The organism is Streptomyces sp. NPDC058665 (assembly GCF_042714995.1).
In the GTDB taxonomy this organism is placed as follows: Bacteria; Actinomycetota; Actinomycetes; order Streptomycetales; family Streptomycetaceae; genus Streptomyces.
Genome location: NZ_JBHXRX010000059.1, coordinates 42,787 through 53,859, shown reverse-complemented (window position 1 = coordinate 53,859; position 11,073 = coordinate 42,787). Strand labels below are relative to the sequence as shown.

The 11,073-nt window shown below is 69.2% G+C and carries 12 protein-coding genes and 1 pseudogene; 8 read left to right on the top strand and 5 right to left on the bottom strand.

Annotated elements, in window-relative coordinates; translation table 11 throughout:
* Positions 1 to 89: 89 nt before the first annotated feature.
* Positions 90 to 1,244 carry a 4-hydroxyphenylpyruvate dioxygenase gene (gene hppD, locus ACFWV8_RS30180; RefSeq protein WP_384210978.1) on the bottom strand — a complete coding sequence of 385 codons (1,155 nt, stop codon included), beginning with the start codon at positions 1,242 to 1,244 and terminating at the stop codon, positions 90 to 92.
* Positions 1,245 to 1,376: 132 nt separating this feature from the next.
* Between hppD and ACFWV8_RS30175 the strand changes: the two genes are divergently transcribed.
* From ACFWV8_RS30175 to ACFWV8_RS30140, 8 genes are all read left to right on the top strand, one after another.
* Positions 1,377 to 1,880, top strand: a complete 504-nt coding sequence (locus ACFWV8_RS30175; RefSeq protein WP_329387162.1) for an Lrp/AsnC family transcriptional regulator — start codon at positions 1,377 to 1,379, stop codon at positions 1,878 to 1,880.
* Positions 1,881 to 1,909: 29 nt separating this feature from the next.
* Positions 1,910 to 2,566 carry an ABC transporter permease gene (locus ACFWV8_RS30170; protein ID WP_384210973.1) on the top strand — a complete coding sequence of 219 codons (657 nt, stop codon included), beginning with the start codon at positions 1,910 to 1,912 and terminating at the stop codon, positions 2,564 to 2,566.
* A gap of 52 nt (positions 2,567 to 2,618) precedes the next feature.
* Positions 2,619 to 3,884, top strand: a complete 1,266-nt coding sequence (locus tag ACFWV8_RS30165; RefSeq protein ID WP_384210987.1) for an ABC transporter ATP-binding protein — start codon at positions 2,619 to 2,621, stop codon at positions 3,882 to 3,884.
* On the top strand, positions 3,881 to 4,723 hold the full coding sequence (locus ACFWV8_RS30160) for an ABC transporter permease (protein WP_384210966.1): 843 nt from the start codon (positions 3,881 to 3,883) through the stop codon (positions 4,721 to 4,723). The genes ACFWV8_RS30165 and ACFWV8_RS30160 overlap by 4 nt, the downstream gene beginning before the upstream one ends.
* A 44-nt stretch (positions 4,724 to 4,767) precedes the next feature.
* Entirely contained in the window at positions 4,768 to 5,709 is a 942-nt protein-coding gene (locus ACFWV8_RS30155) for a glycine betaine ABC transporter substrate-binding protein (protein ID WP_384210984.1), read from the top strand.
* Positions 5,710 to 5,800: 91 nt separating this feature from the next.
* Positions 5,801 to 6,424 carry an ArsR/SmtB family transcription factor gene (locus tag ACFWV8_RS30150; protein ID WP_384210960.1) on the top strand — a complete coding sequence of 208 codons (624 nt, stop codon included), beginning with the start codon at positions 5,801 to 5,803 and terminating at the stop codon, positions 6,422 to 6,424.
* A gap of 58 nt (positions 6,425 to 6,482) precedes the next feature.
* Entirely contained in the window at positions 6,483 to 6,662 is a 180-nt protein-coding gene (locus ACFWV8_RS30145) for a hypothetical protein (protein WP_384210956.1), read from the top strand.
* On the top strand, positions 6,659 to 7,960 hold the full coding sequence (locus ACFWV8_RS30140; RefSeq protein ID WP_384210951.1) for an MFS transporter: 1,302 nt from the start codon (positions 6,659 to 6,661) through the stop codon (positions 7,958 to 7,960). The genes ACFWV8_RS30145 and ACFWV8_RS30140 overlap by 4 nt, the downstream gene beginning before the upstream one ends.
* Here ACFWV8_RS30140 and ACFWV8_RS30135 read toward each other — a convergent pair.
* The 4 genes and pseudogenes from ACFWV8_RS30135 to ACFWV8_RS30120 form a co-directional block, all read right to left on the bottom strand.
* The gene (locus ACFWV8_RS30135) at positions 7,918 to 8,445 is read right to left on the bottom strand and encodes an NUDIX domain-containing protein (RefSeq protein WP_384210944.1); all 528 of its coding nucleotides are present in this window, start codon (positions 8,443 to 8,445) and stop codon (positions 7,918 to 7,920) included. The genes ACFWV8_RS30140 and ACFWV8_RS30135 overlap by 43 nt on opposite strands.
* Positions 8,446 to 8,449: 4 nt before the next feature.
* A pseudogene (locus ACFWV8_RS30130) lies at positions 8,450 to 9,159 on the bottom strand (hypothetical protein); the annotation flags it as partial.
* 219 nt (positions 9,160 to 9,378) lie between these two features.
* The gene (locus ACFWV8_RS30125) at positions 9,379 to 9,921 is read right to left on the bottom strand and encodes an NUDIX hydrolase (RefSeq protein ID WP_384210937.1); all 543 of its coding nucleotides are present in this window, start codon (positions 9,919 to 9,921) and stop codon (positions 9,379 to 9,381) included.
* A gap of 5 nt (positions 9,922 to 9,926) precedes the next feature.
* Positions 9,927 to 11,048, bottom strand: coding sequence for an NAD-binding protein (locus tag ACFWV8_RS30120; RefSeq protein ID WP_358911316.1), 1,122 nt, complete (start codon positions 11,046 to 11,048; stop codon positions 9,927 to 9,929).
* Between the last annotated feature and the right edge of the window lie 25 nt (positions 11,049 to 11,073).

The following is an 11,073-nucleotide window of genomic DNA, read 5'->3' as shown; positions in this document are numbered from 1 at the left end:
ACGGTGAACTCCCGTGGGGCCGCGCCGCCACGCATGCGCCGGACGACGACGGGACGGTGTCGTACGACGGGACGGTGCCGTACGACGGATCAGAGGTTGCCGCGCCTCTCCTGCTCCCGCTCGATCGCCTCGAACAGGGCCTTGAAGTTGCCCTTGCCGAAGCCCATCGAGCCGTGCCGCTCGATCATCTCGAAGAAGACCGTCGGCCGGTCCTGGACCGGCTTGGTGAAGATCTGGAGCAGATAACCGTCCTCGTCGCGGTCCACGAGGATCTTCAGCTCGCGCAGGGTCTCGACGGGCACCCGCGTCTCGCCCGCCCACTCGCCGAGCGTGTCGTAGTACGAGTCCGGGGTGTCGAGGAACTGGACACCGGCCGCGCGCATCGTGCGTACGGAGCCGACGATGTCGTTCGTCGCGAGCGCGATGTGCTGGACGCCCGCGCCGCCGTAGAACTCCAGATACTCGTCGATCTGCGACTTCTTCTTCGCGACCGCCGGCTCGTTGATCGGGAACTTCACCTTCAGCGTGCCGTCGGCCACGACCTTCGACATCAGGGCGGAGTACTCGGTAGCGATGTCGTCGCCCACGAACTCCTTCATGTTCGTGAAGCCCATGACCTTGTTGTAGAACGCCACCCACTCGTTCATCCGGCCGAGTTCGACGTTGCCCACGCAGTGGTCGATGGCCTGGAAGGTGCGCTTCCCGGGGCCCGCGACGATCGGCGCGGCCTCGGCGAAGCCCGGCAGATACGGGCCCTCGTAGCCGGACCGCTCGACCAGGGTGTGGCGGGTGCTGCCGTACGTGGCGATGGCGGCGAGTACGACGGTGCCGTTGTCGTCCTTGAGCTCGTACGGCTCCTGGAGACCGGTGGCGCCGTTCGCGGTGGCGTAGGCGTACGCGGCACGCGCGTCCGGCACCTCGATGGCGAGGTCGACCACACCGTCGCCGTGCTCGGCGACGTGATCGGAGAGGAAGCGCCCCCACTCGGTGGACGCCTTGATGACGGAGGTGAAAACGAAGCGGGCCGAGCCGTTCGTGAGTACGTAGCTCGCGGTCTCGCGGCTCCCGTTCTCGGGGCCCGAGTAGGCGACGAGCTTCATGCCGAACGCCGTCGAGTAGTAGTGGGCCGCCTGCTTGGCGTTGCCCACGGCGAAGACGACGGCGTCCATTCCCCTGACCGGGAAGGGGTCGGCGTCGCGCGCGGTGGAGGGGGCTGAGTCGAGGTTCACCGAGGTGTCTGCCATGACGGCAGCGTCTCCCCGTTCCGCAAGGTGCGCAACAGTTCGCGCATTCGCTGGGCAGTCTGTACAGCCTGGGGCGAGGATGACCGGACCATCTGCACAGGATGACCACCACGAACCGCCCCGGGAGGCGCCATGGGTATCGACGGGCTCGACGGCAGGCTCATCGCCCTGCTGGCACGGGAACCGCGCATCGGGGTGCTGGAGGCGTCACGCCGGCTGGGGGTGGCGCGCGGCACCGTACAGGCGCGGCTGGACCGTCTTCAGACCAACGGAGTCATCCGGGGATTTGGTCCGGACGTCGATCCGGCCGCTCTCGGCTACCCAGTTACGGCGTTCGCAACCCTGGAGATCAAGCAAGGACAAGGTTCGGATGTCCGGGCCCATTTGAGCGGCGTTCCAGAGGTTCTCGAACTGCATACCACCACCGGAACCGGGGATATGCTCTGCCGACTCGTCGCTCGTTCGAACGCCGATCTCCAACGGGTGATCGACCGGGTTGTCGGTTTCGCCGGTATTCAGCGGGCCTCCACGGCGATCGTCATGGAGAACCCCGTTCCGCTGCGGATCATCCCGCTGGTGGAACAGGCCGCCCAGGACACCGACGGCGACCGGCCGCCCGAACGGCCGGGTGGCTGACCGACTCCGACCCACCAGAGAGGAGCGCCGTGGACTTCTGGGACTATCTGGCCAACCGCCACCAGCAATTGCTCACCGACTCGTTCCAGCACGCCAGCGCCGTCTTCCAGTGCATGGTCATCGCCACCGTCCTGGGTGTCGCCATCGGCGTACTGACCTACCGCAGCCCCTGGGGCGGCAATCTGGCGGTCCTCTCCACCGCCGCCGTCCTGACCATCCCCTCGCTGGCGGCCATCGGTCTGCTCATCCCGCTCGTTGGGCTCGGCGTCGCGCCCACGGTGATCGTGCTGACGCTGTACGGGCTGCTGCCCATCGTCCGTAACGCCGTCGTCGGACTGCGCGGCGTGGACCCGGACCTGGTGGACGCGGCCAGGGGCATCGGCATGTCGCGTAGCGCCCGGCTGCTGAGGGTCGAGCTGCCGCTCGCCTGGCCGCCGATCCTCACCGGCATCCGGGTCTCCACCCAGATGCTGATGGGCATCGCCGCCATCGCCGCGTACGCGTCGGGGCCCGGTCTCGGGAACGAGATCTTCCGTGGCATCGCCTCGCTGGGCAGCGCCAACGCGATCAACCAGGTACTCGCCGGAACGATCGGCATCGTCATTCTCGCCCTGCTCTTCGACGCCGCGTACGTCCTGCTCGGCCGACTGACCATCTCAAGGGGGATCCGTGTCCGAGACCACTGACCCGACGCCGGTCCACGCCGCGGACGACGCCTCGAACGGCGCCCAGGCCGTGGTGCGGGCCGGAGCCGTATCCGCCGGCGGCGCCTCCACCAGTAGCGCCTCCACAAGCGGCGCCACCATCCAGCTCGACGGCCTCACCAAGCGCTACCCGGGCAGCCCCAACCCGGCCGTGGAGAACGTCTCGATGGAGATCAAGGCGGGCGAGACCGTCATCCTCGTCGGCCCCTCCGGCTGCGGTAAGTCGACCACCCTCAAGATGATCAACCGGCTGATCGAGCCCTCCTCCGGGCGCATCAGGATCGGCGACGAGGACGTCACCGACATGGACCCCGTGAAGCTGCGCCGGCAGATCGGCTACGCGATCCAGTCCTCGGGTCTCTTCCCGCACATGACGGTCGGCGAGAACATCGCGCTCGTACCGAAGATGGCCGGCTGGTCCAAACCGAAGGTGAAGGACCGGGTCGAGGAGATGCTGGACCTGGTCGGGCTCGACCCCCGCGAGTTCCACGGCCGCTATCCGCGCCAGCTCTCGGGCGGTCAGCAGCAGCGGGTGGGCGTCGCGCGGGCGCTCGCCGCCGATCCGCCGGTGCTGCTCATGGACGAGCCGTTCGGCGCGGTCGACCCGATCACGCGCGACCATCTCCAGGACGAACTGATCCGTCTCCAGCACGAGTTGCACAAGACGATCGTGTTCGTGACGCACGACTTCGACGAGGCGATCAAGCTCGGGGACCGGATCGCGATCCTGCGGGAGCGCTCGCACATAGCGCAGTTCGACACCCCCGAGGCGATCCTCACCAACCCCGCCGACGACTTCGTGTCCGGCTTCGTGGGCGCGGGAGCCGCGCTGAAGCGGCTGAACCTCACGCGCGTACGGGAGGTGGAGATCGCCGACTTCCCGTCGGTGACGGTCGAGGACCCGCTCCAGTCGATCTTCAACAAGCTGGGCAGCGGCCCGCACAACGAGCTGCTGATGCTGGACCGGAAGAACCGCCCGTACAAATGGCTGCGCCGCGGCGACCTGTCCCGCGCCAAGGGCTCGCTCGCCAACGCGGGCCAGCTGGTGCACCACACCGTGACCAGGGACGCCACCCTGCACGACGCGCTGGAGGCGGTCCTGACCGAGAGCGGCGGACGGGTCGCCGTGACCGGCAGACGCGGTGAGTACATCGGTGTCGTCGACATGGAGACGCTGATGACGTCCGTGCAGGAGCTGCTGGAGGCGGACCGGCTCACCGCCTTCGAGCACCAGCACGAGCTGGCGGAGCAGCGCAGGCAGCGGACCGGCCAGGAGCCGGCGGGCGGTGCGGACGCATGACCTCTCCCGCGCGCAGCCGGCGCCCACCGGGCGAGCACGACGTCAAGGGGCACGCGTTCCGGGACGAGGAGTCGGAACCCGCCCCGCCGCCGGCCGCCCCGGAGCGCCGGATAACCCGGGCCAAGCTGCTGACGGTGCCCTCGGTGGTCGCGGTCGTCCTGCTGCTGACCTTCGCCTGGATCACGAACGTGCCGCTCGACTCGATCGCGAGGAACTCGCTCGCCAACGGAAATGTGCGCCTCCGGCTGTGGCAGCACGTCGAACTGACCGCGGTCTCCACCTTCTGGGTGCTGGTCATCGCGATCCCGCTGGGCATCGCGCTGACCCGGCGCGGGCTGTCCAGGGCGGCGCCGGTCGTGACCGCGCTGGCCAACATCGGACAGGCGACCCCGGCCCTCGGGCTGCTGGCGCTGCTGGTGATCTGGCTGGGCATCGGCCCGTCGACGGCGATCATCGGGATGGTCGTCTACGCGGTGCTGCCGGTGCTCGCCAACACCGTGGCGGGTCTGCGGGCCATCGACCCGCAACTGGTGGAGGCGTCGCGCGGCATCGGGATGTCGCCGCTCGCGACGCTGGGCAGGGTCGAACTCCCGCTGGCCGTACCGCTGATCCTGGCGGGCGTACGGACGGCACTGGTACTCAACGTGGGTACGGCGACACTGGCGACCTTCGGCGGTGGCGGCGGGCTCGGTGACCTGATCACCTCGGGCATCCAGACGCAGCGCATGCCGGTCCTGATCCTGGGCTCGGTGCTCACGGTGACGCTGGCGCTGCTGATCGACTGGCTGGCCTCGCTGGTCGAAGTGGTCCTCACCCCGCGCGGACTGGAGGAGCGCTGATGCGCCGGACGAACAGAAGGCTTGTGACGGGTGGGTTGGCGCTGATGCTGAGCGCGGCCACGCTCGGCGGGTGCGGCCTCAAGAGCGGCTCCCCGATGGTGGACGAGGTCGCCCCGGGCTCGGTCGGCCGGGGCGAACCCCTCAAGGGCGCCTCGCTGACGGTGACTTCGAAGAACTTCAGCGAGAACATCATCCTCGGCCAGATGATCGGCCTGATCTTCAAGGCGGCGGGCGCGGAGGTCGTGGACCGGACGAATTTGCCGGGCTCGATCAGCGCGCGCGAGGCGATCGTCAAGGGTGACGCGGACGCGATGTACGAGTACACGGGCACGGCGTGGATCACCTACCTCGGCAACGAGAAGCCGATCACCGGCTCGCGGGACCAGTGGACGGCCGTACGGGACGCGGACCGCTCGCACGACGTCAGCTGGCTGGCGCCGTCCACGCTCAACAACACGTACTCGCTGGGCATCAGCAAGAAGAACAACGCGAAGTACCGGCTCAAGACGATGTCGGACGTCGCCGCGCTGTCGAAGAAGCAGCCGGGCGGGATCACGGTGTGCGTGGAGAACGAGTTCGCGTCGCGTGAGGACGGGCTGCCGGGGATGGTGAAGGCGTACGGGATGAAGGTCCCGGCCTCCAGCGTGAAGAAGATGGACGCCGGGATCATCTACACCCAGGTCTCCAAGTCCAACTCCTGCCTGGTTGGGGAGGTGTTCACGACGGACGGCCGGATCAAGGCGATGGATCTCGACACGGTCGCCGACGACAAGCACTTCTTCCCGAACTACAACGCGGCGCCGGTGATCCACAGTTCGACGTACGAGAAGTACCCGGAGATCGCCGGTCTGCTCGACCCGCTGAGCGAGCGCCTGAACACGGGGATCGCGCAGGAGCTGAACGCGAAGGTGGACGTGGACGGCCAGGATCCGCACGAGGTGGCGAAGGACTGGCTGATCGAGGAGGGCTTCATCAAGGAGGGCTGAGCGGGGGGCGCCGGCCCTCAGCCTTGACTTGCAAAGAAGTAGTTGCAAAGGAACCCTTGCAACTACTTCTTTGCATACCTACGCTGAGGCCATGCCCGAAAATCCCGACACCCCCGCGCCGGACGTCCCCGTGCAGGACGTCCGCACCCTGGACCCGCGCTCACTGCGCGGTCTCGCCCACCCCCTGCGGATGCGGCTGCTGACCGCCCTGCGCCACCACGGCCCGGCCACCGCGTCCCAACTCGCCGACCGGCTGGGCGAGTCGAGCGGCGCCACCAGCTACCACCTGCGCCAGCTGGCCGAGCACGGGTTCGTCGCGGACGACCCGGGGCGCGGCAAGGGCCGGGAGCGCTGGTGGAAGGCCGCGGACAGGGGCGTCATGGTCGACGACACGCTGCACCACGACCCCAACCCCGAGGTACGCGGAGCACTGAACACGTTCATGCACGAGATCGCCTCCATCCACGACCGGGAGGTGAGCACCTGGCTGGGCACGATGCACGACTGGCCGGACGTCTGGGCGACCAAGTCCGACCTCAGCGACTTCACCCTGCGACTCACCCCGGAGCTGCTGGCCGAGCTGGAGAGCCGGATGCACGACCTGATCGCCGGATACGAGGACCGCGCGCTGCCCGATGGCGAGGAGTCCGTCGCACAGGTCCGCATCCATCTGCACGCCCTGCCACAGAAGCGGCTCGACGACCCGAACGGCTAACCCCGCTCCGCCCTCCCCCACCCTCTCCTGCCACTTCCGCGCGAAGGGACGATTTGTCATGCCATTTTCCGACGTGCACCTCCAGCTCCACGCCATACGCGCGACCGAACTCCAGACCGAAGCCGCCACCTACCACCCCCACCCCCACGGCTTCCGCCCCCGACTGGGCTGGCTCCTGGTCGAGTTGGGCCTGCGCCTGCTCGAACACCCCACGCGAGCCCACATCCGCCCCGTATGACCGCCGCACCGGTACGACGGTGGCCGCTCACCGCGGTCCTGACCGCCAACGCCGTATCCGCCCTGGGCCGGACCCTGAGCCTGATCGGCATCCCCTGGTTCGTGCTCCAGACCACCGGAAGCGCCGGCCGCGCGGGCGTGGTGGCCTTCTGCGCCACCCTCCCGGTCGTTCTCTCCGCGCTCATCGGCGGCCCCGTCATCGACCGGATCGGCCGCCGCCGCGTCTCGATCGCGTCCGACACCCTGTGCGCGCTCTCCGTCGGGGCCGTCCCCCTGCTGCACCGCGCCGACTCGCTCCCGTTCTGGGGGCTCTGCGCACTGGTGGCGCTCCACGGTCTCGCCCACACGCCCGGCGACACGGCCCGCTACGTCCTCGTACCGGATCTCGCCCAGCAGGCGGGCACGACCCTCGTCCGCGCCGCGAGCCTGTTCGACGCTGTCGAGCGCGGCGCCCGGATGCTCGGCGCGGCGCTCGCGGGCCTGGTGATCGCCCTGCTCGGCGCCGAAGTCGCCCTGTTCCTGGACGCGTTGACGTATCTGCTGTCGGCACTGCTGGTCGGCGCCGGGCTGCGGGGCGTAGGTGGAGCGCGGCCGGTCAAGGGCCTGCCGCGGGTCTCGCCGCGTACGTACGCCGCCGAACTGCGCGAAGGTTACGCCTACTTGGCGCGCACCAGGCTCCTGGCGGCGGTCGTCCTCATGGCGATGTTCATGAACGGCGTCGACCAGGGCTGGAACGGGGTCCTGCTGCCCGTACACGCCGAACGCAACCTCGGCGGCGCCGCCGAACTGGGCCTGGTCACAGCGGTTTTCGGCGCCGGAGGCCTGCTGGGCGCACTGCTGTACGGCGCGGCGGGCCACCGCTTCACCCGCCGCGCAGTCCTCGCCGTCGCCGTCCTGCTCTGTGGCGCGCCACGCTTCGCGGCGGCGGGGCTCACCGACTCCACGGTGGCGCTCGCGGTGACCATGGGCGCGGCGGGTGTCGCGGGCGGGATGATCAACCCGATCCTGACGACGGTGACGTACGAACGCGTCCCGGACGAACTCCGCAGCCGGGTCGCGGGCGCGATGACCGCGGGCTGCGAGCTGACGATGCCCCTGGGGGGCCTGACGGCGGGTCTGCTGGTCGAGGGCACCGGCCTCTCCCCCGCCCTGCTCCTGATGGGCGGCGCCTACCTGCTGGCCACGCTGAGCCCGGCCCTGCTCCCGGTCTGGCGCGACCTGGACGCGAAGAGCCCCGGGAGCAGCGACCACGACGCTTACCAACCGTTCAGGGAGACCTCTGAGCCTCCCCCTAGGTAATGGTGGAGGGCACTTGAGGTGGTGCCCACGAAGTCCTTCGGGATCGCGTTAGCGTCGAACCAGCGAACCTGGGCGTGTTTGCGGGGTTCGCGGTTCTCGGGTTCGCCGGTCCATTCGTGAGTGGCGAAGACGACGGTGAGGAAGCCGTTGGGGGATTCGACTCCGTAGGCGCTGTGGATGATGTGGGCGACCTTCAGCGCCTCCGGTTTCACGGTCAGGCCGGTCTCCTCGTAGAGCTCGCGGACGGCTGTCTCGGTGATGGGCTCTCCCGGTTCGCTCTTGCCGACGGGGAGGTCCCACTTGCCCCGGGCGAACTTGGCGTTCTCGCTGCGTTGGAGGAGTACGACTTGGTTGGTGGCCTTGTCGTGGACGATGACGGCGGCGACCAGCAGCGTCATCGATTCGAGCGCCGGTGGGAGGGCTTGGGGGCGTTCGTCTGTCTGCTGAGCCACGGGGTTCCCTTCGTCGGGCGGGTTGTTGGGCATGTAAGGCGAGGGCCTCACGGGCGCGGCGTGCCAGATCGGCCGCGCCGGGGACGCGGCGGCGCTGGTAGGTCGCGAGGGTGGAGCGGATCGAGGTGATCGCTTTGCGGTGCGGTCCGAGGTCATGCCCTCCATGAGGACCAGGGCTTGGGTCCAGGCGGCGACTGCTTCGTCGGCGCGGGCCTGGGCGGCGAGGTTGTCGCCGCGGTCGGCGTGGGTGAGGGCGTGGACGCGCTTGTACTTCTCGGGGTCCCAGCGGGTGAGTGCGTCGCGGTGCTGCTGTTCGGTGCCGATGTGGTCGGCGAGGTCGCTGAGGGTGCGGGCGGTGTGGCTGGCCACGGTGCCGGCGGCGGGGCCGCTGACACGGGAGAAGCTGGGCTGGGGCCCGTCCTTGCGGAGGAGGGCGTCTTCGGCGGCGAGGAGGGCACGTGCGGCCAAGGGGTTCTCACGGACGGCCGCATACGCGCGGGCGTGGGCTATGTGGAGCAGAGCCTCGGTCTGTCCGTCGATGCGGCCGAGGCCGCGGGTGAGGGCGCCTTCGACGAGGTCGACGCAGTGGCGGGGCTGTTTGAGGCTGAGGGCTTGGTGGGCGAGGGCGCGCATCATCCAGGCGGCGTGGCCGTGGGGGTCGGCTTCGCAAGCGAGTTGGTAGCCGACCTGGTAGTAGCGCTGGGCTGCGCCTTCATGGCCGAGGTCGTGGTGGTTCCAGCCCGTTGTCGCCGCAGAGACTGTGTCCCATGCAGGTCGTGTCGTTTTAGGAGGCGGCTGCCGCTCCGGCCCGCGTCTCGTAGAGACGGTGCATCGCGTCGCTTTCCATGGCAACGATCGCCGTATCAGGTGACGAAGGCCACTCTTGGTGGCCTGTCGCTGGGCGGGCTGGGAGGCCGCCCCCGCGCGCGTCGGGGGTCGCAGACGCAGGGGCGGCCGGTCTTGGGGTCAACGCAGTGCTTGGGCGACGCGCTGACCCAACCTCTCGTCGTGGAGGGCGCCGACCGTTCGCCAGGCAGCGTCGGAGACTTCTTCGGCCTGGAGTTCGCCGATGTCGGCGGTGGTGCGGAAGAGGAAGCGGAAGTCGAAGTGCTGGTGGGCGGGCTCGCCCTTGGCGGGGTTGGCGTCGATGGGGTGGATGTCGATGTGGAGCGGAGTCTCGCCGTGCGGGGTGACGACGTGGGGCGGGATGCCGGTCTCCTCGGCGAGTTCGCGGCCGGCGGCCTGCAGGAGCGTCTCGTCCGAGGGCTCCAGATGACCGCCGGGCAAAAGCCATTTCTGGGTCACGTTGTGGAGAATGTGCAGGATGCGGCCGTCGGGGCCGACGAGGATGGCCCCTGCGGTGACGTGGCCGGGCAGGGTCTTACGGCTGGTGAGGTCGTCGCCGTCGTCCAGGAGGCCGAGGACGGCGCCGAGTTCGCGCTTGTCCTCGGGGTGTTCGTCGAGGTAGGCGGCGATGGTGGTGCGGATGTGGTGGGCCGTGATGGTCATGGTGATCACCTGTTGAAGTAGGAGAGCCAGGTCGCCGCGATGGCTTCGCGGTCGGGTGCGGGGACCTCATGGATGCCGGGGGCGAGGTCGCCGCGGGTGAGCATCCTGATCGCGGCGAGGATCTCGGCCTGGACCAGGAAGATGAACGGCCCAACGCTGGCGCCGTGGATGAAGTTGACGGCGTTGCCGCCGTTCGCCAGATAGAAGTAGTGGCCGGTGGTCTGGTAGCGGGTGACGTGGTCGCCGACCTGGGTGCGGGTGTAGACGTCAGGGAGTCCGGCGAGGTCAAGTTCGTCCTCGCTGCTGGTGACGGTGGCGACGTAGGCGCCGTTGCGCAGGTGGGAGAAGTCCTCGCCGCACAGGGAGACTGCGCCGGTCGCGCAGAGCACCAGGCCGGCCCCGGTCAGGGCGGCTTCACGGTCGCGGGCGACGGTGAAGCCCTGGGAGAGTGCCTGGGTGCGGCGGACGGGGTCGATGTCGAAGACGGTGACATGGACGCCCTTGGCATGCAGGAGGCGGGCGATCGAGCTGCCGAGCTTGCCGAAGCCGATCACCAGGGCGGGGCGGCCGTGGAGGATGTCACCGCGATCGCGCATGACGGCCTCGGTGGAGAAGACTACGGACTGGCCGACGAGGAAGTCTTCGGGGTCCTTCAGTGGTGAGCGGGCGACGGAGATGACGGGGCAGGGCAGTTTGTCGAGGTCCTCGTAGCGGTGGTGCCCGTTCTCGGTGTCCTCGATCACCCCGGCGAGCCGACCGGTAAAGCGGTTGTGGACGTCGGCGAGGCTGGGGGCGAAGTAGCCGCCGACGTCCAGCAGGGTGACCGTCTGGTCGGCGGCACGGGATTCGAGGTAGTCCAGAGCGTCGTCGGCCTGGGCGAACATTTCGCGGGTGAGGGTGTCGACCATATGCGTCTGCTCGACCTCGCGCTTCGCGGCCGGGTGGACGGACTTCGGCTTGGGCAGCACCGCAGTGAGCCGGGTCATCGCGGCGACCGCGCGGACGAACGCGGGACGCTCGGCCAGCAGGTGCGTGATGAGGAACGACGCCGTCTGCTCACCCGGGGCGAACTGGGCGGCGATCCGGGCGAAGTAGGCGTCCAGCCGGGCGCGTTCGAAGGTTTCCATGGCAGTTCCCTCTCATCCGTTCCGT